Genomic DNA, 21,701 nt, shown 5'->3' with positions numbered 1-21,701 from the left:
AATCATGGACGACATAACGGACTCCTCAAAACGGCTCAATGGAGCGCTTCACGTACCGGTTCTGGTGATCATCGAGCCGCACCTGTTGCCCCGCACATGTATTCTCAACGTCCTCAGACGGGAACTGGCCGACTTCGAGATCCTCGACATGGCGACGGTCCGAGGCCTGGACTGCATGTCAGCCCGCGACGTTCGTCTGGTGCTGCTGAGTATCGCGGACAAGCCGATCGGCGATCCCTCGGTCGAGGACGATCTCGCCTTCGTGGCCGAGCAGTGTCCCAATGCCGCCGTCGCAATCCTATCAAACCATGACGACGAGCCGACCGCACAAGCCGCGATGCAGCGGGGTGTTCGCGGCTTTCTTCCCAGCTCGCTGCCAATCGAGGTCGTCATAGCCGGCCTGCGCCTTGTTCTTGTCGGCGGGGTCTACAGGCCGTTGCCGGTCGCCGAAATGAACAGGATGCCGGGCTTCGATCCGCCGGACGCGCGCGGGCTTGCGTCCGCATATCTGATGAACGAGGCAGCCAGGGCGGTCATCGACAGGAGCGATCTTACGCCTCGAGAGCAGCACGTTCTTGCGGAATTGGAGCTCGGCCTGCCGAACAAGCTGATCGCAGCCAAATTGAAGCTCTCGGAAAGCACCGTCAAAATGCACATTCAGCATATCATGAGGAAATGTGCCGCTCACAATCGCACGGAAGCGGTCCTCCGCTGGCGCGGCCGGTCGCTGGCGCAGAGTCGCGATCACGACCCGGGCACGGCCCCAATGCCGGAGACCTAGTCACCCTGAGCGGGATCAATCCTCTCTGAATGCACCGCGGAAACTGTCGAGCAGGGGCCTGAGCGCGTATAGTGCGACGGTACCGCGCCCCGTGGTGATGAACACTTGAACCGGCATACCGGGGACGATCTGGAAGTCGTTGGCGGCGATCTGCGCGTCGTCGATCCGGATCTTGGTCGCGTAGTATGGCTGGTCGGTACGCTTGTCGAGTAGCCGGTCTGCCGATACGTGCACAACGGTTCCCTTCAGGCGCGGTACGCGGCGCTGATTGTACGGCACGAGATGCACCTCGGCATTGAGGCCGGGATGAACCACATCGATGTCCTCGGGCCTCAGGCGGGCGGTCACGATGAGGCGGTCTTGCCGGGGCACCAGCTCCATGAGCGGAGCACCCGCCCCGATGACGCCGCCCGTCGTATGGATCCGCAAGTCGGTTATCACGCCGTCCTCAGGCGCCTTCACCTCCGTTCGCGATAGCTGATCCCTGGCCGCAAGCAGCCGCTCGCGGAGCTGGAATATCTGGTTCTGTGCTTCACGAAGCGACTGTGCGATCTCGTTCTGCCTGTCGCTCTCGAGCTTGAACAATGTGGCCTGCTGCTCGCTGATGACCTGCCCGGCGCGAGAAATCTGCGCGGTGATCTCGCCGCGGCGCCCCTCAACGTCGGCCAGTTCACGTTGCAGGTTCAGGAGCCGCGGCCGCCGTTCGAGTCCCTTGTTCACGAGCGTCGTGACCATATCCAGTTCTTCCCGGACGATGTCGAGCCGCTGCCCGGAGGCGCTCTGCTGAGCCTTGAGACCTTCGATCTCCCTCTCGACTTGAAGCCTCCGTTCGCGAATGACCGCAAGCTGCGACTCATGAACCTGCCGGCGCGCCTGAAAAATGAACTGCTGCGCCGACACCGCGGCGGCGGCCATCCCATTTCGCTTGCTGTCTCGTTCCAGCGCGCTCGGGATTGCGATGCTCTCACGGTTCTGCTGCTCGGCCTGAAGCCGCGCGGCACGAGCAATTGCATCCCACAACTGGCCTTGAAGGCTTTGCACCTCCGAACCGGGCCGGGTGTCGTCCAGCGCGATCAGCGTCTGTCCGCTTCGCACGATATCCCCGTCCGAAACCAGGATCTTCCTGACGATCCCGCCTTCCAGGTGCTGAATCGTCTTGCGGCTCGATTCTGATTCCACGACGCCGGAAGCGATCGCGGCGCTCTCGAGAGGCGCGAGGCACGCCCATGTGCCGAGCCCCAGCATGAAGCCGAGCACCAGCAGGTTGCCCGCCAGGGTGATACCGCGAAGCCGTCCACGCGGAGAGATCGGTGTCGGGGTCGCACACCATGGATATTCGAGAGGCTCGAAATCGTCGATCGCGGTAACCACCACTCCGGGTCGTGCGGCGAGCGGGGGGCTTGCCGGCGCTCGCACGAGCTGGTCCCAGATCGCGGGTAGCCTCGATATCGCGGCAAGCTTCCAGATGGTGAGAGGATTGCGGATCATGGCACGATCCGCGATGTAACCTGGGGTCGGTTCAGGTGCCGCTCAAAGATTTCCTCGCTGTCGCCGAAAGCGACGACCGCCCCCTCTTCCATAATGGCAATCTTGTCTGTGGCTGCGAGGAGACCCATACGATGAGTGACGACGACCAGGATGACACCGGCGAGCTTCATGCGCTCGATAGCGTCCAGCAGCATCCGCTCGCCCCCGTAATCGAGACTGGCATTCGGTTCGTCGAGAACGATCAGGCGTGGACCGCCGAAAAAGGCCCGGGCAAGGCCGAGGCGCTGCCGGTATCCGCGCGAGAAGGATTTTTCACGGTGAATCACCGTGTCGTACCCCTGCGGCAGGCGCATGATCGCCTCATGAATTCCGACCAGCTTGGCCGCTTCCACGACCTTCCGCCGATCGGCATCATCAAGCCGTGCGATGATATCGCTTATCGTATCGCCGAGCAGGTCGATGTCCTGGGGGAGATAGCCGAGACGGTGGCCGCCTAGGCCCTCGCGAAGCAGCGAGACGTCGGTATTGTCGAGCAGGACACTGCCATGAGTTGGCGTCGACAGCCCGGCAATCACTTGGCCAAGCAGGGACTTGCCTGACCCGGACGCACCGATAATGCCAAGACATTCTCCGCTCGCGAGCGTGAACGAGACGCCGTTCAGCAGAAGGTGGTTGGTCCCCGACAGCCTCACGCCAACGTTGTCGACGACGAGACCGCTCGACGCTTGCCGCTGCGAAACCTCCGGATCCTGCTGTCCGGCGGCGGCGGGGGACGCGGCGAGAACCGCGCCGAGCCGCTGACAGGCACTCACGGCTGTCCTGAGTGACTTCCAGCCTGCGATCGCACTTTCGACCGGCGCGAGCGCGCGGCTGAACATCAGCGTCGAAGCAAAGATGATCGCCGGACTCTTTCCGTGATCGAGGACAAGCCACGCGGCAGCCCCCATTATCAACACCTGCGACAGCGCGCGGACCGGCTTGGTGACCAGCATCACGATCTCGCTTCGCCGGGCTGCCACATCGTGCTCTCTGCGTGCCTCCTGCGCGTCATGGTAGATCGTGCGCGCAGCGCTATCGAGCATTCCCATGGCGCGGATCATGTGGATGTTACCTGCGGCGGCCTGGAGGCGGCCGTAGCTTCTGGACAGCGCGGCGCCGGATCTGAGCAGAACGTCCTCGGTAACCAGATCTCCGGCAACCGTGAGAGCGAAGAGGAAAGCCACGCAGCAGGCGCCTACCACGCCAAGCAGGGGATGGATGAGAAAGAGGACCAGGAGGAACAGGGGCGCCCAGAGTGCGTCGAACAGCATCGGACAGGCGCCGGAATCGATGAACTGGCGCAGCACGGTGAGATCCCGATATGCGTCCGACGCCCGCGTCCAATCGCTGCGAAATGCGGATTCGAGGCTGGCCGAAAGCACGCAAGGACGGAGCCGATCGTCGAGCCAGGCGCCAAGGCGACCCAGGACTGCGCGCCGCAAGGCATCGAACACGCCACCGACCACGACCGTGATCGCGACAATGAGCGTGAGCAGGAGCAGCGTGTCGCCGCTCCGGCTCGACAACACCCTGTCGTAGATCTGAAGAAGGTAGATGGAGGGCGCAAACAAGAGCAGGTTGTAGCTGCAGCTATACGCGAATACGAGACCAAGCGGCCCCGCACAGGACCAAAGGGCCGCGTGCAGTGGCGTCGGGATCTGCGGCAGGACAGGCAACCGAATGGGCGGCATCAGCATGATCGTCACCGCCTGAAATCGAAGTCCGGCGCACTTGCCCGACGGCCAAACGCGATCTGCCAAGAAGGTATCGGCAGGGCATCGGCGGGGCATCGGCTTGAATTGCGGGATCGGCAGCAATGGCCGCCGGTCCCGCCACAGTCGGACGAGCCGATGGTCAGAATGTATCGAGGTGGAAGCTCACTTCTCCACCCAGCGCGGCGTTGCCGTCTCCGCCATTGCCGCCGATGCCAGCCAGGACCTCCTGGTGCTGGTCCACCGCGAGCTTGTTGATCTGAGTGGCATCCGTATTGGCATATACCTTGGAGGTATCGTGGCCGCTGTAGGACTTCTGGTTTCCGTTCGACTCGGCGCTTCCGCCATGGGCCTTCGCAAACACCGAGGCCGTCGCGTTTGCGCCGCCGGCGTCCCAATCTGCCGTCTGAGTGACGTGGTCGCCGGTGTTCACATGCACATCGGCGCCTTCTGCCTTGTTGATTGGATCGAAGTTGAGGGTCGGCTTGCTGATGATAGCTCCCTTGAAGGTACCGTCGCCGCCATTTCCGACACTTTGACCACCGGTGTTGATCGATTTGAATTCGATCGAATCCGAGATGCTGATCGCCTTGGGCAACATTTGAGCCTCCGTCCTTGTGTTGGCTGTCGCGCATCATCCATCCCGATCAGGCGGACGCGCACGGGCGAGTCTGATCCGGCGATGCGCGCTGCCGATAGATGTCAAATCGGACACCATCCGGGTTGGTCGACCTACATACGAAAGTATGACGTTCGTCGCGCAACATCGGTGCTCGAAACATCGGGAGGGCGCCTCTGTGCGAGATTTGCATGCGCAGGGAGTCCGCTACCTTGCGACCGGCCTGCGCGAGCGGTGCGATGTTTTCGCTACGCCAACAGGTGAAGATCCGACAAAAGATGGGCGGAAAGATCGCCGCCCAGCGCGAGATTGCCGTAGCCGCCGTCCCCACCAAGTCCGGCAATCTGGACCGCACTCTGGTCGATGTGCACGTTGTTGATCTGATCGGCCACGGCCGTCGAATGGGGCCCCGCGATTGCGATATTGACGGGTGCATAGATCGCGACGCTGACATCGATCAGGCTGCCGGCAAAATAGCCGTTGCCGCCATTGCCTGCGCCGTTCGAGCCGGTCGCAATCGTGTCGGAGCCGCCCCACAAGCCGTGGGAAAGAAAGCTTGCATGGCCGCCCGTCACGGCGTTGCCGTTGCCGCCGTGCCCGCCCATGGCGGCGATCTGAACTACGGATTGATCCACGTCGGCGTCATTCGTCTGGACTGAATGAACGTTGGAGCCATAGCCCGCGACTGCGATGTTGATCGGGTCGTAAACCAAGATCGAAGAATGCACGAGACTGCCGTAGAACGCGCCGTCGCCGCCGTTGCCGGCCTGACTCCCGCCCGCTTGAACGTCCCAGACGCTCCCTCCGTTGCTTGATCCCCAACTGGGGTCGAGCGTAATGATGCTGCCGCCGAAGGCCGCATTGCCATTTCCACCACTTCCGCCGACGCCTGCGATCTGCGTAGCCGATTGATCGATGTCGACAGTGTTCGATTGACTTGCATGGGCCGTGCCGCCTGAGCTCGCCACCGCAATATTGATCGGATGATAGATGACCACGGGAGCGTCCACCAACGCACCCGAGAAATAGCCGCTGCCGCCATTTCCGGCGCCGTTGTCGCCGCTCCCGATCACGCCGGAGCCCAGGGAAGCACTGATGCTGCCTCCCGAGGCAAGGTTGTCATTCCCACCATGTCCGCCGACGCCGGCCATCTGAAAGGCGGATTGATCGACATTCAAATTGTTGGACTGGTTGGCCACGGCGACCGAGCCGTATCCCAAACTCACCGAAATGTTGATCGGTTCATAGATCAACAGGGATGCGTGAATGATACCTCCGTAAAAGTAACCGTCTCCGCCGTTCCCGGCGGTGTTCGCCCCGCTCTCGATTGAAGCGCCAGAGTCATGGGACTGGGAATTCGCGGTCGCGGGATGCGCATCGAGCCCTGCAAACGGGCCGCTCGGTGCCGGACCCGGCTCCTCGTCACCATCGTGCCCATCGTGACGATGAGAGGCGTGATGCAGTCGGATCCCATCCGATATCCGCGAAAAATCCATCGTCGCCTTCCTCATCGCAATCGCTCCGCGCAATCGGGACGGGTTCTGCACTCCGGACAGAATGTCGTCCTGGGAAGGTCGAAAGCCCAGCCGTCAGTTCGGATATAGCGCTTCGGATGGTCGCCGTAACATCGGCTATATCCGTTCTGGCGCGGTTACAGCCTTTGTCGTTTTGCGCGGGCCGGCGTCGCCGGCGTGGTCCATCAGCCCGCCGCTCCCAGCGGACGGGTTGATAACCTTGCCCCGCCATTGCAATCGGGGAGCCGCTATCGCGGACCGCGAAAATCACGCTACACTCGCCTCATGAGCGGGGCTGAACTTCACGCCGTCTTCGACGTCGCAGCATGGGGCGGGGCCGCGATCGCCATGTGGTGGCTGTCGCGCCTCCGCGGGCTGCAATTCCCCCGGCAATCCTTCGAGCTGCCCTACATCGCCGCGCTGCTGTTCGGTGCCGGGATCGGCGCCTACATGTTCGGCACGCTGAACCTGTGGTTCTCGGGCATGGCGGGCGTCGCCCGCTCGGTCGAGGGCGCGCTGGCCGGCGGCATCGTCGCGATCGAACTCTACAAATGGCGGCATGGCATCTCGCTGCGCACCGGCGCGCGGTTCGCGCTGCCGCTTGCGATCGGCGTCGCGGTCGGCCGTCTCGGCTGCTATTTCGCGGGGCTCGAGGATTTCACCTATGGCACGCCGACCACGCTGCCCTGGAGCCATGATTTCGGCGACGGCGTGCTGCGCCATCCGGTGCAGCTCTACGAGAGCCTCGCGATGGCGGCGTTCGCGGCCTTCTATGTCCGGGCGGTATTGAATGGAAATACCGCCGTCATCACCAACGGATTCTACCTCGTGCTGCTCTACTACGGGCTGCAGCGCTTCCTGTGGGAGTTCATCAAGCCCTATGGCGCGCTGATCGGACCATTCTCGCTGTTTCACCTGCTGTCGCTGTTTGTCATGATTTACGCTGCCGTCATGCTGGCGACGGCGCCGAATGTGAGTTTGAAGCATGAACGCGCCGCTGCGTAAGGCACGCCCTTACATCTTCTGGGGCCAGACCCAGTCGCTCTGCGAAACCTGCCTGGCCCTGGTGCCGACCAAGATCCAGATCCTCGGCAACGAGGTCTGGTACGAGAAGCGCTGCAAGCACGATGGCGTGCAGTCGACGCTGGTCTCGACGGATGCCGCCTATTGGCGGCTGTGCAAGGATTTCATCAAGCCCGGCGACGGGCCGCTCGCGTTCCAGCGCCACACCGAATTCGGCTGCCCCTATGATTGCGGGCTGTGCCCCGACCACGAGCAGCACTCCTGCCTGGCGCTGATCGAGATCACCGAGCATTGCAATTTGACTTGCCCGGTATGCTTTGCGGATTCCTCGCCGGCGCGCACCAGCTTCACGCCGCTGGGGAAAATCGAGAAGATGCTGGACGCGCTGGTCGCGAGCGAGGGCGAGCCCGATCTGGTGCAGATCTCCGGCGGCGAGCCGACGCTGCATCCGGATTTCTTCGCCATTCTGGATGCGGTGCGCGCCCGCCCGATCCGCCATGTAATGATCAATACCAATGGCCTCAGGATCGCGCGCGAGCCCGACTTCGTGGCGAAGCTCGCCGAGAACAGGCGCGGGCTGGAGATCTATCTGCAGTTCGATTCGCTGCAGCGCGAAGCGCTGGTCAATCTGCGCGGCGCGGACTTGCGCAAGATCCGCCAACAGGCACTGGAGAATCTCGAGCGCCACGGCGTCTCGACCACGCTGGTCGCGACCATCAAGCGCGGCGTCAACGACGGCGAAATCGGCGACATCGTCCGCCACGCGCTGACCTGGAAGTGCGTCCGCGGCGTCACGCTGCAGCCGGTGCAGGATGCCGGCCGCAACGAGCATTTCAACAAGGACACCGACCGCATCATGCTGTCGGAGATCCGCCGGCGCGTGATCGAGACCGGGGTGTTCGGCGCCAACGACATGATCCCGTTGCCCTGCAATCCCGAGAGCATCTCAATCGGTTATGGCCTGCGCAATGGCGACAAGGTGCTGCCGCTGACCTCGCTGTTTCAGCAGGAGCAGCTCATCGCGGTGATGCCCAACACCATCAGCCCGGAAAAATATCCGGTGTTGCGGGAGAAGTTTGTCGACCTGTTCTCGCTGTCGTCGGGGCCGCTGAACACCTCGGAGCGGGTCTGCGAATTGCTGTGCTGCCTGCCGAGCTTCGAGGTGCCGGAGGGCTTGACCTACGAGAACGTGTTCCGCGTCACCATCGTGCAGTTTCTCGACCGCTTCAATTTCTGCGTCGGCAATGTCAAGCGAAGCTGCATCCACTTCGTCACCGAGAGCGGCGCGATCATTCCGTTCGACACCTACAATCTGTTCTACCGCAATGGGGCGATCGACGGCATCCGCGCCGCGATGGCCGGCCAGACTTACCGCGAGACGCGGCAAAGCGAGCAGGTGCCGCGATGAGCGAGACCAATCCACCGCCCATCCCGCCTGCACCACCGGAGCCACCCTACCGACACGTCCCGCCGCCACCGTCGCCACGCAGCGGCTGCGCCACGGCGTTCATGGTGCTGTTCGGGCTGGTCCTGCTGCTGCCCGGGCTCTGCGCCCTCCTGTTCGGGTTCGGCGTCCTGAGCGAATCGAAAACCGATCCCTCCATTCTCTTCCTGATCCTGCTCGGGCTCGCGGTCTGCTTCGCGGGCGTGATGCTGATCCGCGCCGCGATCAAGGGACGCTAGTCCGGGGCATCGTGAGCAGTTTCCAGCAAAACCCGGAACAGAGACAGCGCAGCGGTTGCGCCACTGCCATCATGCTGGTCGTGGGAGCGATCCTGCTGATCCCGGGGGTCCTGTGCGCCCTTCTCAACGCCAAGATGGGCGCCGGGGCCGGCGGCGACCCCATCACCATGTTCGTGATGATGGTGGCGCTGGGCGGGCTTGGCCTGATCGTCTTCGCGATTACCCGGAAGTAGGACCTGAAAGCCCCTCAAAACCCGCCTTTGGAACAAAAATCAGCCCTCCAAACAGCCAATAAATCATTGTTTTTTGGCGTTTTCTGACTATATTGCGCCGCAACGCGCAAGGTGCCCGGTCCTCTGACCGGGCTTCCTTTTTGGGGTGATGCGTCCCCGTCAAATTTCTTGGGTATGAGCGTGATCCGGGCCCGAATGGGCCACGCGAGCGAACGGCCGGCCAAACTGGTCCGGCGAGATCGCGCATCTGACCATTGCACGACCAGAAGAAGAGCCATGAACCTTCGCAACGTCGCCATCATCGCCCACGTCGACCACGGCAAGACCACCCTCGTCGACCGCCTGCTGCAGCAATCCGGCACCTTCCGCGAGAACCAGAAGGTCACCGAGCGCGCCATGGACTCCAACGACCTTGAGCGCGAGCGCGGCATCACCATCCTGGCCAAGGCCGCCTCGGTGCAGTGGAAGGACATCCGCATCAACATCGTCGACACTCCCGGCCACGCCGACTTCGGCGGCGAGGTCGAGCGTATCCTCAACATGGTGGACGGCGCGCTGGTGCTGGTCGACGCCGCCGAAGGCCCGTTGCCGCAGACCAAATTCGTGGTGTCGAAGGCGCTCAAGATCGGGCTGAAGCCGATCGTCGTGATCAACAAGGTCGACCGTCCCGACGCGCGCCCGACCGAAGTCATCAACGAGGTGTTCGACCTGTTCGCGGCGCTCGACGCCAGCGAAGAACAGCTCGACTTCCCGATTCTGTACGGGTCGGCCAAGCAGGGCTGGATGGCGGAGAGCCCGGAGGGTCCGAAGGACCTCGGCATGCAGCCGCTGTTCGACCTGATCGTGCGCCACGTCGAGCCGCCGAAGGTCGAGGAAGGTCCGTTCCGCATGATCGGCACCATCCTCGAGGCCAATCCCTATCTCGGCCGCATCATCACCGGCCGCATCTCCTCGGGTTCGATCAAGCCGAACCAGCAGGTCAAGGTGCTGTCCGCCGACGGCAAGCTGATCGAGAGCGGCCGCCTGACCAAGATCCTCGCCTTCCGCGGCCTCGAGCGCACCCCGCTCGAGGAGGCCGAGGCCGGCGACATCGTCGCGATCGCGGGCCTCACCAAGGGCACCGTTGCCGACACCTTCTGCGATCCCACGGTGGAGACGCCGCTGCCGGCGCAGCCGATCGATCCGCCGACGGTGTCGATGTCGTTCATCGTCAACAACTCGCCGCTCGCCGGCACTGAAGGCGACAAGGTGACCTCGCGCATGATCCGCGACCGCCTGATGCGCGAGGCCGAGGGCAATGTCGCGCTGCGCGTCGTCGAGGCCGCCGACAAGGATTCCATGGAAGTCTCCGGACGCGGCGAATTGCAGCTCGCGATCCTGATCGAGACCATGCGCCGCGAGGGCTTTGAGCTCTCGGTGTCGCGCCCGCGCGTCGTGCTGCAGAAGGACCAGGCGACCGGCGCCTGGCAGGAGCCGATCGAGGAAGTCGTGATCGACGTCGACGAGGAGCATTCCGGCGTCGTCGTGCAGAAGATGAGCGAGCGCAAGGCCGAGATGATCGAGATGCGCCCCTCCGGCGGCAACCGCCTGCGGCTGGTGTTCTACGCGCCGACCCGCGGCCTGATCGGCTACCAGGGCGAACTGCTCACCGACACCCGCGGCACCGCGATCATGAACCGCATCTTCCATGGCTATGCCGCCTACAAGGGCGAGATCCAGGGCCGCCGCAACGGCGTGCTGATCTCCAACGACCAGGGCGAAGCGGTGGCCTATGCGATGTTCAAGCTGGAGGACCGCGGCCCGATGATGATCGAGCCGGGCTGGAAGGTCTACAAGGGCATGATCGTCGGCGAGCACACCCGCGACAACGACCTCGAGATCAACGTGCTGAAGGGCAAGCAGCTCACCAACATCCGCACCACCTCGAAGGACGAGGCGGTACGCCTGACGCCGCCGATCCGGATGACCCTGGAAAAGGCGCTCGCCTATATCGAGGACGACGAGCTCGTCGAGGTGACGCCGAAGTCGATCCGGCTGCGCAAGAAGCACCTCGACCCGAACGACCGCAAGCGCGCCGAAAAGGCCAAGGAAGCTGTGGCGTAAGCGGTGGCGTAAACCCGTCTGTCGTGCCCCGGCTCGACCGGGGCATCCGGTACGCCGCGGCTCATCAGCTCAATCACTGCTGTCTCCGGAATACTGGATCAGCCGCATGCGCGGGTGATGACAGTTATGCGCGGGGTGACTTTAGGCGTCTTTCCAGACGTGCTAGAGCCAGGGCATGACTTCCCTTCCCTCCACGGTCGATGTTGCCATCATCGGCGCCGGCGCCGCCGGCCTCGGTGCCGCGAATGCGCTGAAGGACTCCGGCCTCTCCACGATCGTGCTGGAGGCCCGCGACCGCCTCGGCGGCCGCGCGCATACGATTCAGGCTGCGCCCGACGTGGTGTTTGACGTCGGCTGCGGCTGGCTGCATTCGGCCGACCGGAACAGCTTTGTCGGCATCGCCCGGCAACTCAACTTCGAACTCAACAAGGACCTGCCGCCGTGGCGCGAGCGCGCCTACGGCGAGGCGTTCCCGCAGGCCGCTCGCGACGACTTCACGCACGCACTCGACCAATTCTACGACCGCATCGAGCAGGCGGCACAGCAGGGAGAGGACCGCCCGGCCAGCCTGTACCTCGAGCCCGGCAACCGCTGGAACCCGATGATCGATGCGATCTCGACCTATGTGAATGGCTGCGAGCTCGACCAGGTCTCGATCCTCGATGTCGACGCCTATGAAGACACCGACATCAACTGGCGGGTGCGGCGCGGCTATGGCGCGCTGGTCGCGGCCTATGGCGCGCAGGTGCCGGTCGCGCTGAACTGCGAGGTCAGGCTGATCGATCACTCCGGCAAGCGCGTCCGCATCGAGACCTCGCGCGGCGTGCTTGAGGCGGACAAGGTGATCGTCACCGTGCCGACCAACCTGATCGCCGATCAGGCGATCCGCTTTTCGCCTGCGCTGCCGGACAAGCTCGATGCCGCGCGCGGCCTGCCGCTCGGCCTCGCCGACAAGGTGACGCTGGCGCTCGCCGAGCCCGAGGCGCTGCCGAAGGAAGGCAATCTGCGCGGCGCCACCATGCGCACCGAGATGGGCACCTATCACATCCGCCCGTTCGGCCAGCCCTGCATCGAAGGTTTCTTCGGCGGCCGTTTTGCGCAACAGCTCGAAAATGCCGGCGACGGCGCCATCGCCGCGCACAGCATCGACGAGATCGTCTCCTTCCTCGGCAGCGATTTCCGCCGCAAGCTGAAGCCGCTCAGCGAATCCCGCTGGGCCCACGACCCGTTCGCCCGCGGCTCCTACTCGCACGCACTGCCCGGCCACGCGGACAAGCGCGCCGTGCTGGCCGCGCCGGTCGACGGCCGGCTGTTCTTCGCCGGCGAAGCGACTTCGCCGGCGTTTTTCTCGACCGCTCACGGCGCGCGGGACAGCGGCGAGCGGGCGGCGAAGGAAGTGGTGGATGGATTTCCACGTAAGGGGTAGCCGTTAGATTCGTCATTCCGGGATGGTCCGAAGGACCAGACCCGGAATCTCGAGGTTCCCCGATGCGCAATTGCACATCCGGGGTTCGATGCTTCGCATCGCCCCGGAACGACGAACTTCACTCCAGCACCCTCGCCCGCGTGTCGGCATCGGGCACGAAACACGTCTCGTACTTGCCGAAGATGCGGTAGCGGTTGCGGGCGATGAGGCTGTAGACGGCGTCGCGCAGCGGCTTGGGCACCGCGAACAGCGTGCGGGTCCAGCCCCAGCCGGGCAGATGGCTCAGCACCGTCAGCGCCGCATCGGATTTCATGTAGGCGACGCCGCCATGGACGACGGCGTTGGTGTCGGGGTCGTCAGGATCGATGCCGAAGCTCGTCGCCAGCCGCGTGCCGTAGCCGGACTGGATCGGCGTGAAGCGGAAGCGGCGCGCCGTGTCGCGGGTGATGACGAAGCGGACCCAGCGCGAGCAGAAGATGCAGACGCCGTCATAGAGGATCACGTCGTCGTCGGGCCAAGTGCTCATCTTGATTTCCTTCGACGCGTTTTCTTCACGCGAACCGGTTTCCACTTCGCTTGAAAACGCTATCGGTTATCCAGGGTCAGCAGCGCGACCAGCATCAGCACGATCGCAGGCCCCGTCTTCACCAGCGCGCCGAGCGGCTCGATCCAGAGATCCGGCGTCAGGATCGCCGATCCCACCATGTAGCCGAGCGAGGCGATGATCCCTGCGATCAGGCCGAGCGCCGCGGTGCGGCGAATCGCGATCAGCACCCCGATGCTCATGTCCATCAGGCTGGTCAGCACCGTGACCGGCCCGACCAAGGCGGGCGGGAAATGGTGCGCACGCAAGATGCCGGCAGCGGCGTCATAGGAGATCACCAGCGCGATGAAGCCGGATGCGACCCAGAACAGCACGAGGCTTACGAAGATCAGCGCCTTGATCAGGAACAGCCGCGCGAACCATTTGTCCTGAATGGTCGCGGGGCGCCCGCCGACCGCTTGCGCGATTGTCTTCGGCACGATGCCGGTCGCTTGCATCCAGTCTGCGGGATCGCCGGTGACGCCGCGGCGCAGCTCGGCGATCGCGGTGGAGCGCAGCGGCGGCATCCAGCCGAGGCGGCTCGCGAGATCGCCGAGGCGGGCGCCGAGATCGATCAGGAACGGCGGCGTAGCGATGCGGACGTGCTTTGCCGTACCGAACGACCGGCGAAACTGGGCGATGACGCCGCCGAGCGAAATCGGCTGCTGCTGCATCAGGTCCCATGTCGCCGTTCGCACCGCTTCGTCGGCGACATCGCGCGCCGCAAGCCAGGCGATGGTGGCGGCGATATCCTCGACTGCGACCGGCTGGAACGGCGTCGCGGCCTCCTCGGCCGGTAGGTCGACCGGCAGCGCCGCCAGCGCGCGCAGCATGGCGCTGCCGCCATTGGCCGAAGGCGCGATGACGAAGCCCGGACGCAGGATCGCATGGGGAATCCCGGACGCCGCGATCAGCCGTTCGGCCTCGCGCTTGGTGGTGCTGAAGGCGGTGCGGTCCGCATCGGCCGTGCCGGGAATCGAGATGTGGACGAGACGGATGGCGCGGTGGCTGTCACCGATCGCCTGCAACAGCCGCGCGACGAGGTCGCGATGCACCGCGCCTGTGTCGCTGCCCGGACCATCCTGCAGCACGCCGAGGCAGTTCACGACGACGTCGACCTCATGCGTGCGAAGCTGCTGCGTCAGCGCCGCGGCATCCATCGACATGACAGGCAGCTCGATGTCGGCCGCGCTCATTTTCTGCGCCGGCGTGAAGTGCCGAGCGATGCCGATCACGTGAAAGCCGCGCGCCCTCAGATCGTCGGTGATGGCGCGCCCGATCAGGCCCGACGCGCCGAGCACGAGGATATTGTGTGATGCGTCGTCACTCATGGAAGTCTTGTTTGAGCATGATCCTGTTCGGAAAACCGCTGCACACTTTTCCGGGATCATGCTCTAAAACGGTTTCGCGATCATCAGCCAGAGGATGATCATCACGGAGCCGAAGCCGGGAATACCGAACAGGAACCAGCGGCGAAACAGCGCAAAATAACGCGGCGGCAGCGGAAGGCCTTTTTCGACGGCCGCCTGCGCGAGGTTGCGCATCTCGATCTGCATGAAGACGACGGGAACCCAGAACACGCCGGCGAGCACGTAGAGCGCAAGCGAAACCACGAGCCAGCGCTCGGCGATGCTCGTTGCCGACAGCAGCATCAGCAGTCCGCCGCTCACCGGCTGCAGCAGCACGGCGGTCAGCGTGAAGATCATGTCCGCGATCACGACGGTCGCCGCCGTGCGCGCGATGAACGCCGCATCCTGCGTGCGATGCGCCGCCAGCATGAAGAAGGCGATGCCGGTCCCAGTGCCCAGGATCACGACGGCGCCGAGCACGTGCAGATATTTGATCAGGACGTAGAGCGTCATCGCAGTCCGCTCGTGATCAGGCCAACTTCGGCACGCACAAATACCGCCGCTGCCATAGGCCGGTCGGGCACGAAAATCCACTGCGGCGGAGCAGGCGTGGCGCACTCGGAGTACCCACATCGCGTCTGGATTCGCTCGCCGAATCCCGGCCGCGAATCAGCCCCGAATGAGCTTTTTCCAACTATGACAGGGTCATATTGCGCTCGCGATACACGCTTTGCACAGCTCCGGATCGACGGTTGGCCGCTTGAACTCCGGCAAGTGTCCTCTTTCGGAACACACTGATGCAAAAAGTCCACAGATTAACCGATAATTAACGATGGACCTTGAAGGCGGCCCGCCGACTTGCTTTGATTACATCCATGAGCACAACGCTAATCGAGGTCCGGCCGGCCAAAGCTGCAGACGCGGCGGCGGTGGCGTCTACCCATGACGAAGCCTGGCGCTCGGCGTATCAGGGAATCATCCCCGGCGCCGAACTCGAAAAGCTGATCAATCGCCGCGGCCCGCAGTGGTGGGACAGCGCCATCCGCAAGGGCAGCCGCGTCAGCGTGCTGGTGTTCGGCGACCGGGTCGCAGGGTACGCCAATTACGGCCGCAACCGCGCCCGCAGCCTGCATTTCGAAGGCGAGATCTACGAGCTCTATCTGCGACCGGAATTCCAGGGGCTTGGCTTCGGCCGGCGCCTGTTCGCCTCCGCCCGCCGCGACCTGATGCAGAGCGGCCTCAAGAGCATGGTGATCTGGGCGCTGTCCGACAACGAGCCGGCGACCGAGTTTTACCGTGCGCTGGGCGGCCGGATGGTGGCGCGCTCCTCGGAGCGGTTCGGGCCCAAGTCGCTCGACAAGGTCGCTTTCGCCTGGGCGAACTGAAAATCCTGCTTCTCTCGCAGCTGCAGCAAGGCTAAACCAGCCTCAAGCGCTGCGCGCGTCGGCCAGCCCGGCCTCAAGGCCGGGCCTGATGCCGTTTCGCGGCCCGGCGCCAACCAAAAAATCACATCGTTCTCAACTTCCAGAGGCCACGCGGAGCAATCCATGCGTATCGACGCCATATCGATCGGAAAAAATCCGCCCCACGACGTCAACGTCATCATCGAGGTTGCCGTCGGCGGCGAGCCAATCAAGTACGAAATGGACAAGGAGGCCGGCACGCTCGTGGTGGACCGCTTCCTCTACACGCCGATGCGCTATCCCGGCAATTACGGCTTCATCCCGCACACGCTGTCCGGCGACGGCGATCCCTGCGACGTGCTGATCGTCAACACCCGCGCGATCGTGCCGGGCGCGGTGATGAGCGTCCGCGTGGTCGGCGTGCTCCTGATGGAGGACGAGGCCGGCGGCGACGAGAAGATCATCGCGGTGCCGTCATCGAAGCTGACCCAGCGCTACGACAAGGTGCAGAACTACAGCGACCTGCCGGACATCACACTGCAGCAGATCCAGCACTTCTTCGAGCACTACAAGGACCTCGAGAAGGGCAAGTGGGTGAAGGTGCTGCGCTGGGGCGACGCCGACGAAGCCCGCAAGCTGATCCTCGAAGGCATCGAGCGCGCGAAGAAGAAGTAGCGGCGATGCGCAAGCATCGAACCTCAGATGCACAATTGCGCATCGGGGAATCTCGAGATTCCGGGCTCGCGTCTTCGACGCGCCCCGGAATGACGACGGACTAAACCGCCGGCACCGGCAGGCCGGCAATCGCGCAGGCGGCGCGTAGCGTGTTGACCAGGAGGCACGCCACCGTCATCTGCCCGACGCCGCCGGGCACCGGCGTGATTGCGCCGGCGACATTGAGGGCTTCCTGGAACGCCACATCGCCGACCAGTTTCGGCTTGCCGCCGGGCACCGGGATGCGGTTGATGCCGACATCGATCACGGTCGCACCCGGCTTCAGCCAGTCGCCCCGCACCATCTCGGGCCGGCCGACCGCCGCATAGACCAGATCGGCCTGGGCGCAGAGCTTTGGCAGATCGCGCGAGCGCGAATGCGCGATCGTCACCGTCGCGTTCTCGTTCAGCAGCAATTGCACCAGCGGACGGCCGACCAGATTGGAGCGGCCGATCACGATCGCGTTCATGCCCTCGAGCGAGGCGTGCACGCTCTTGGTCAGGATGATGCAGCCGAGTGGCGTGCAGGGCGACAGCGCGGCCAAGCCGCCGGCGAGCCGGCCGGCATTGTTGGGGTGCAGGCCATCGACGTCCTTGGCCGGGTCAATCGCGTTGATGACGGTCTCGGTGTGCAGCGATTTCGGCAGCGGCAGCTGCACCAGGATGCCATGCACCATGGGATCGCGGTTGAGCCGCGCGATCAGCGCCAGCAGATCGGCCTGCGACACATCCTCCGGCAGCTTGTGCTCGAACGAGGCCATGCCGGCGGCCTGGGTCTGGGTGTGCTTGCTGCGGACATAGACCTCGCTCGCGGGATCATGGCCGACCAGCACGACGGCGAGCCCCGGCGTGAGCTGGTGGTCGCGCTTGACGCGGGCGACCTCGTCGGCGACGCGGGCTCTGAGCTCGGCGGCGATGGCTTTTCCGTCGATGATGCGGGCAGTCATGTCAGTCCCTTGTCTGCTGGTTCGGCTTGGCCGCTGTCAGCTTCCTCAATGTATCACCGAGCCCTTTCGGATCGCCGTCCACCGCCACCTGCTTGAGCCGCGAGGTGGCACCGGACAACAGCTTCACCCTGGCCTTCGGCACCCCGAGCGCCTTGGCCAGCAGCTCCGTCACCGCACGGTTGGCCTCACCGCCCTCGGCGACGGCGCGGACCCGCACCTTCACCACCGAACGGCCGTTGGCCAACGTCTCGATCCCGTCGATGTCGTCGCGGCCGCCGCGCGGCGTCACGCGCAACGCGATGCTGATGCCCTCGGTGGAATAGCGCCAAGGATCCATCAAGGCTCCCTCGCCAAGGCCCGTCGAATGGGTCAGATCACGTTGGGATAGATGTAATAGGCGATTACCCGCTGGATGAACATGATGATCAAAATCACGATGATCGGCGAGATATCGAGCCCGCCCAGATTCGGCATCACGTTGCGGATCGGCCTCAGCACGGGCTCGGTGATCCGGTAGAGGAACTCGGCCACCGCGGAAACGAACTGGTTGCGCGTGTTGACCACATTGAAGGCGACCAGCCAGGACAGGATGGCGGAGGCGATCAGCAGCCAGACATATAGGTCGAGGATGATGATGACGATGTCGAGAACAGCGCGCATATGAGGGGGGCTCGCGGGTAAGACAACCGATTGAAGCGCAACGAGACCGGACTGAGCCGCCATCGCGCTTCTTGTTTGAGCAGGATCGTTTCGGAAAACCGCTATGCGCTGGGCGCTGGCGCGGTCCGCCGGGTCGGGATCACGCTCTAAATATCGGTTCATCCCCCCGCAAACAAGGGAAGTTCCCGGCGGGACGGGCCGAAAACCGCGCTTTCACCGTTCTTGACTTGACCTTGGGCGGGACTGTAAATGGCGCCCGACTGACGGCCGGGATACTCAGCAACACCCGGCCGCGATGGGGCCATAGCTCAGCTGGGAGAGCGCGTCGTTCGCAATGACGAGGTCGGCGGTTCGATCCCGCCTGGCTCCACCACGCTTCGCCCTTCGGGCTACGCGTGGCGCAGCCGCGCAGAGCCCGAACGGTGAGCGTGGTGTCCGACGAAGCCCAAAGGGCGAAGACGGACTTTTAACCCGGCAGCCCTCCTCTCACGTCCCCGTAAACCTTGGCGGCCGCTTCTCGACGAAGCTCGCGACGCCTTCCCTGAAATCATTGCCCTTCAGCGCGATCTGCATCTCGCGGTTGGCATCGATGGTGGCTTCGGCGAGCGTCTGGAACGGCACGTCGTAGACCTGGCGCTTGATCACCGCGATCGCGCTCGGCGAGACGAAATCGGCGAGGTCGCGGGCATAGGCATAGGTTTCCTCGCGCAGCTTCTCCGGCGAAGAGAGCCGGTTGACGAGGCCGATGCGCAGCGCCTCCTCGGCCGACACCCGCCGCGCCGACATCAACAGATCGAGCGCATTGGCGTGGCCGACGATACGCGGCAGCATCCAGCTGATGCCGTGTTCGGCGATCAGGCCGCGCCGCGCGAAGGCGGTGGTGAACACCGCGGTGTCGGCGGCGAAGCGCAAATCGCAATAGAGCGCGTGGACCAGGCCGATGCCTGCGGTGGCGCCGTTGAGCATCGCGATCACGGGCTTCTTGATCGCGGGGTAGTAGGCGTAGCGCGTCTGCCAGTCGGCGCGCCGGTTCATGTCGAATGGGATGTTCTCGCCCCGCCTGACCTCGTTGGGATCGATCCCCTTCAGCGCGTCCATGTCCGCGCCGGCGCAGAAGCCGCGGCCCGCGCCGGTCAGCACGATGACGCGAACGTTGTCGTCGTTGGCCGCCGTCTCCATCGCGTGGCGCACGTCGCGCTCCATGATCGCGGTCCACGCATTCATGCGATCGGGGCGGTTGAGCGTGATGGTCGCGATCCTCTCGCTGACCTCATAGAGGATGTGCTCGTAGCTCACGGCGATCTCCTTGTGCCTTGTTGTTATTGATACGCGCGGCGCTGCGGCCAGCGTGCGGCGGCCGACAGTAACACATCCACCAGAATGAAAAGCCGACGTGAAATTCCGCGCGGCGGCTATTCCGCGGCCTGCAGCTGCTGCTGCGGCACACGCGCGATCCAGCCGTCGATGAAATGCTTCAGCCAGGCGCGCTCGGCGGCATCGTGCACGGCACGCTGGGCGAAGTGCAGATGGCGCGGCTGTGCGCCCGGCGAATCCATCCGTGCGCAACCGCGTGTGGTCCAGCGATGCATCATCGCGTAGGTCACGTCGGGATGGAATTGCAGGCCGAAGGCGTTGCCGAACCGGAACGCCTGCACCGGGAAATCATCGCCCGCCGCGAGCAGGTCGGCGCCGGCGGGTAATTGAAATCCCTCGCCGTGCCAGTGATAGACCCGCGCCGGCCAGTCCGGGCAGAGCGCGCGGCCCGCCTCGGTCGGCCTGACCGGATAATAACCCACCTCGACACGGCCTTGCGGATGCGGCCCGACTTTGGCGCCGAGCTGCCGCGCCAGCATCTGCGCGCCGAGGCAAATCCCCAGGAACGGGCGCTGCTCGCGCAGCGGAACGGCGATCCAGTCGATCTCGCGCCGCACATAGTCGTGGCCGTCGTTGGCGCTCATCGGGCCGCCGAAGATCACCGCGCCGGCATGCGCGTCGAGCGTTGCGGGCAGCGCGTCGCCGAAGCGCGGGCGGCGGATGTCGAGGGGGTAGCCGAGCGCGCGCAGGGCATTGCCGATCCGGCCGGGGGTCGATGTCTCCTGATGCAGCACGACCAGCACCGGCCGCAGCGGGGTCTGGTCCGAGATCTCAGCCGTGACCGAGGTCGGCCTTCGGCTGGCGAAGGGCACCACGACACGGCTCTGGTCAGACCGGAACGACATTGCCTCTGCTTAAAGTTTCGGCACGTAAGGCGCGATCATAGCTAAGTGGTCGTTAACATCGTGTGAGTTTGCGCACACCCAAGGGAAGCAAATCGCGGGCCAGAACAGCCTTAACGGCGACGCGTGGGACGTTCTTCGGGGGCAGCCAAAGCATGATCCGGAAAAGTGCGAAGCGGTTTTCCGAAAAGATCTTGCTTAAACAAGGAGCTAAAGCGCGATGATGATTCAACCTAATCTCATCGCGCCTTAGCGCTTGCGGAGCTGAAATCCGCCGACCGCCGTCAGGATGAAGGAGCGCGGAAACAGCCGGAGCAGGAACGGCACCAGCTTGATGAAGGCGCCGGGCAGCACCGCGCGCTTGTCGGCCATCAGTCCGCGATAGGCTTGGCGGGCCACCTCTTCCGGCGAAACGTTGAGGATGGCGGAATCGAATCCGGGCGCAAACCCGGCGCGATCCTGAAACTCCGATGGTACCGGGCCCGGGCAAACCACGGTGACACGCACGCCCTGCGGCGCCAGCTCACAGCGCAACGCCTCGGAAAACGACAGCACATAGGCCTTGCTGGCGTAGTACACGGCCATGCCGGGGCCCGGCAGAAATCCGGCGATCGAGCCGAGATTGAGGATGCCACCGCGGTTGCGGATCAGCTGGTCGGCAAAGCGCAGCGTCAGATCGGTCAGCGCGCGGATATTGACATTGATGATGTTGAGCTGCTCGGCGCGGTCGCGCTCGATGGCGCGGCCGAACACGCCGAAGCCGGCATTATTGACGAGAAATTCGACCTCGACCCCGGCGTCGGTCAGGGCCTGCGCGATCCGGTCGCCCGCATCGGTCTGCTGGAGATCACAGGGGATCACAATCGGCGCTGCGCCGCCCTTGGCCCCGAGTTCGTCGGCGAGCGCCTTCAGGCGGTCGGCGCGCCGCGCCACCAGCGCCACACGGTGACCATTCGATGCAAACACGCGCGCCAGTTCGGTGCCTATGCCCGCCGATGCCCCGGTTATCAGCGTCACACGCTCGGTCACGTTTCAAACTCTTACTGCAAATTCTAGTGAGGTCCCCAACAAGGCGACGAGAGCATAGGCATGCGGTGGGACGCAAGCCGTGTGTAAGCTTGTGGACAGTGGCGAGGCACTGGTTTTGTGATGAAACGCCAGATTTTCAGTCGGATCGCCCTCAATCGCGGCGGACATTAAAATTTCGTC

At 64.2% G+C, this 21,701-nt stretch carries 22 protein-coding genes and 1 tRNA gene; 10 read left to right on the top strand and 13 right to left on the bottom strand.

Annotated elements, in window-relative coordinates; genetic code table 11:
- Nucleotides 1–4 precede the first annotated feature (4 nt).
- Nucleotides 5–781 carry a response regulator transcription factor gene (locus tag E2I15_RS31220; RefSeq protein ID WP_137483930.1) on the top strand — a complete coding sequence of 259 codons (777 nt, stop codon included), beginning with the start codon at nucleotides 5–7 and terminating at the stop codon, nucleotides 779–781.
- A 15-nt stretch (nucleotides 782–796) separates the two neighbouring features.
- On the opposite strand, the gene E2I15_RS31215 is transcribed toward E2I15_RS31220, so the two are convergent.
- The 4 genes from E2I15_RS31215 to E2I15_RS31200 all read right to left on the bottom strand — a co-directional run bounded on the left by E2I15_RS31215 (nucleotide 797) and on the right by E2I15_RS31200 (nucleotide 6,150).
- Nucleotides 797–2,269 carry an HlyD family type I secretion periplasmic adaptor subunit gene (locus E2I15_RS31215; protein WP_137483931.1) on the bottom strand — a complete coding sequence of 491 codons (1,473 nt, stop codon included), beginning with the start codon at nucleotides 2,267–2,269 and terminating at the stop codon, nucleotides 797–799.
- Nucleotides 2,266–4,005: a type I secretion system permease/ATPase gene (locus E2I15_RS31210; RefSeq protein ID WP_170991836.1), complete on the bottom strand. Its 1,740-nt coding sequence runs from the start codon at nucleotides 4,003–4,005 to the stop codon at nucleotides 2,266–2,268. The genes E2I15_RS31215 and E2I15_RS31210 overlap by 4 nt, the downstream gene beginning before the upstream one ends.
- A 157-nt stretch (nucleotides 4,006–4,162) precedes the next feature.
- Nucleotides 4,163–4,621: a hypothetical protein gene (locus tag E2I15_RS31205; protein WP_137483932.1), complete on the bottom strand. Its 459-nt coding sequence runs from the start codon at nucleotides 4,619–4,621 to the stop codon at nucleotides 4,163–4,165.
- A gap of 266 nt (nucleotides 4,622–4,887) precedes the next feature.
- Entirely contained in the window at nucleotides 4,888–6,150 is a 1,263-nt protein-coding gene (locus tag E2I15_RS31200) for a hypothetical protein (RefSeq protein ID WP_137483933.1), read from the bottom strand.
- 288 nt (nucleotides 6,151–6,438) lie between these two features.
- Here E2I15_RS31200 and E2I15_RS31195 point away from each other — a divergent pair, with 288 nt between their 5' ends.
- The 6 genes from E2I15_RS31195 to E2I15_RS31170 all read left to right on the top strand — a co-directional run bounded on the left by E2I15_RS31195 (nucleotide 6,439) and on the right by E2I15_RS31170 (nucleotide 12,621).
- Entirely contained in the window at nucleotides 6,439–7,158 is a 720-nt protein-coding gene (locus E2I15_RS31195; RefSeq protein ID WP_137483934.1) for a prolipoprotein diacylglyceryl transferase, read from the top strand.
- Nucleotides 7,139–8,584: a radical SAM protein gene (locus E2I15_RS31190; RefSeq protein WP_137483935.1), complete on the top strand. Its 1,446-nt coding sequence runs from the start codon at nucleotides 7,139–7,141 to the stop codon at nucleotides 8,582–8,584. Before E2I15_RS31195 ends, E2I15_RS31190 begins: the two co-directional genes overlap by 20 nt.
- The gene (locus E2I15_RS31185) at nucleotides 8,581–8,859 is read left to right on the top strand and encodes a hypothetical protein (RefSeq protein WP_137483936.1); all 279 of its coding nucleotides are present in this window, start codon (nucleotides 8,581–8,583) and stop codon (nucleotides 8,857–8,859) included. Before E2I15_RS31190 ends, E2I15_RS31185 begins: the two co-directional genes overlap by 4 nt.
- Nucleotides 8,860–8,870: 11 nt before the next feature.
- Nucleotides 8,871–9,092: a hypothetical protein gene (locus E2I15_RS31180; protein ID WP_137483937.1), complete on the top strand. Its 222-nt coding sequence runs from the start codon at nucleotides 8,871–8,873 to the stop codon at nucleotides 9,090–9,092.
- Nucleotides 9,093–9,368: 276 nt separating this feature from the next.
- Nucleotides 9,369–11,195, top strand: coding sequence for a translational GTPase TypA (gene typA, locus E2I15_RS31175; RefSeq protein ID WP_137483938.1), 1,827 nt, complete (start codon nucleotides 9,369–9,371; stop codon nucleotides 11,193–11,195).
- 175 nt (nucleotides 11,196–11,370) lie between these two features.
- Nucleotides 11,371–12,621, top strand: coding sequence for a flavin monoamine oxidase family protein (locus E2I15_RS31170; protein WP_137483939.1), 1,251 nt, complete (start codon nucleotides 11,371–11,373; stop codon nucleotides 12,619–12,621).
- Between the two features lie 118 nt (nucleotides 12,622–12,739).
- Here E2I15_RS31170 and E2I15_RS31165 read toward each other — a convergent pair whose 3' ends face one another.
- The 3 genes from E2I15_RS31165 to E2I15_RS31155 all read right to left on the bottom strand — a co-directional run bounded on the left by E2I15_RS31165 (nucleotide 12,740) and on the right by E2I15_RS31155 (nucleotide 15,066).
- Nucleotides 12,740–13,147 (bottom strand): thiol-disulfide oxidoreductase DCC family protein, encoded by a 408-nt coding sequence (locus E2I15_RS31165; protein WP_137483940.1) that lies wholly within the window; start codon nucleotides 13,145–13,147, stop codon nucleotides 12,740–12,742.
- A 59-nt stretch (nucleotides 13,148–13,206) separates the two neighbouring features.
- The gene (locus E2I15_RS31160) at nucleotides 13,207–14,535 is read right to left on the bottom strand and encodes an SDR family oxidoreductase (RefSeq protein WP_137483941.1); all 1,329 of its coding nucleotides are present in this window, start codon (nucleotides 14,533–14,535) and stop codon (nucleotides 13,207–13,209) included.
- Nucleotides 14,536–14,598: 63 nt separating this feature from the next.
- Nucleotides 14,599–15,066: a DUF2269 family protein gene (locus E2I15_RS31155; RefSeq protein WP_137483942.1), complete on the bottom strand. Its 468-nt coding sequence runs from the start codon at nucleotides 15,064–15,066 to the stop codon at nucleotides 14,599–14,601.
- A gap of 362 nt (nucleotides 15,067–15,428) precedes the next feature.
- Here E2I15_RS31155 and E2I15_RS31150 point away from each other — a divergent pair, with 362 nt between their 5' ends.
- Both E2I15_RS31150 and ppa read left to right on the top strand, forming a co-directional pair.
- Nucleotides 15,429–15,938 (top strand): GNAT family N-acetyltransferase, encoded by a 510-nt coding sequence (locus E2I15_RS31150; RefSeq protein ID WP_028343770.1) that lies wholly within the window; start codon nucleotides 15,429–15,431, stop codon nucleotides 15,936–15,938.
- Nucleotides 15,939–16,100: 162 nt separating this feature from the next.
- Nucleotides 16,101–16,631 (top strand): inorganic diphosphatase, encoded by a 531-nt coding sequence (gene ppa, locus E2I15_RS31145; RefSeq protein WP_016847249.1) that lies wholly within the window; start codon nucleotides 16,101–16,103, stop codon nucleotides 16,629–16,631.
- Between the two features lie 100 nt (nucleotides 16,632–16,731).
- Here ppa and folD read toward each other — a convergent pair whose 3' ends face one another.
- Genes folD through E2I15_RS31130 form a run of 3 tightly spaced genes read right to left on the bottom strand, consistent with a single transcriptional unit; the run spans nucleotide 16,732 to nucleotide 18,276 of the window.
- Entirely contained in the window at nucleotides 16,732–17,616 is an 885-nt protein-coding gene (gene folD, locus E2I15_RS31140; protein ID WP_137483943.1) for a bifunctional methylenetetrahydrofolate dehydrogenase/methenyltetrahydrofolate cyclohydrolase FolD, read from the bottom strand.
- 1 nt (nucleotide 17,617) lies between these two features.
- Entirely contained in the window at nucleotides 17,618–17,953 is a 336-nt protein-coding gene (locus tag E2I15_RS31135) for a DUF167 domain-containing protein (protein ID WP_137483944.1), read from the bottom strand.
- 32 nt (nucleotides 17,954–17,985) lie between these two features.
- Nucleotides 17,986–18,276, bottom strand: coding sequence for a YggT family protein (locus tag E2I15_RS31130; protein ID WP_016847252.1), 291 nt, complete (start codon nucleotides 18,274–18,276; stop codon nucleotides 17,986–17,988).
- A 297-nt stretch (nucleotides 18,277–18,573) separates the two neighbouring features.
- Here E2I15_RS31130 and E2I15_RS31125 point away from each other — a divergent pair.
- Nucleotides 18,574–18,649: transfer RNA gene (locus E2I15_RS31125), tRNA-Ala, on the top strand.
- A 113-nt stretch (nucleotides 18,650–18,762) separates the two neighbouring features.
- Here E2I15_RS31125 and E2I15_RS31120 read toward each other — a convergent pair.
- From E2I15_RS31120 to E2I15_RS31110, 3 genes are all read right to left on the bottom strand, one after another.
- Nucleotides 18,763–19,572, bottom strand: a complete 810-nt coding sequence (locus tag E2I15_RS31120; RefSeq protein ID WP_137483945.1) for an enoyl-CoA hydratase — start codon at nucleotides 19,570–19,572, stop codon at nucleotides 18,763–18,765.
- Between the two features lie 116 nt (nucleotides 19,573–19,688).
- Complete coding sequence (locus E2I15_RS31115; protein ID WP_137483946.1) at nucleotides 19,689–20,495, bottom strand: glutamine amidotransferase; 807 nt, start codon at nucleotides 20,493–20,495, stop codon at nucleotides 19,689–19,691.
- 246 nt (nucleotides 20,496–20,741) lie between these two features.
- A complete protein-coding gene (locus E2I15_RS31110; RefSeq protein WP_137483947.1) occupies nucleotides 20,742–21,521 on the bottom strand; it encodes an SDR family NAD(P)-dependent oxidoreductase in 780 nt (259 codons plus the stop codon).
- Nucleotides 21,522–21,701: the final 180 nt, after the last annotated feature.

The organism is Bradyrhizobium sp. BR2003 (assembly GCF_009720285.1).
Taxonomy (GTDB): Bacteria; Pseudomonadota; Alphaproteobacteria; order Rhizobiales; family Xanthobacteraceae; genus Bradyrhizobium; species Bradyrhizobium elkanii.
This window is presented reverse-complemented; position numbering and strand designations above follow the sequence as displayed.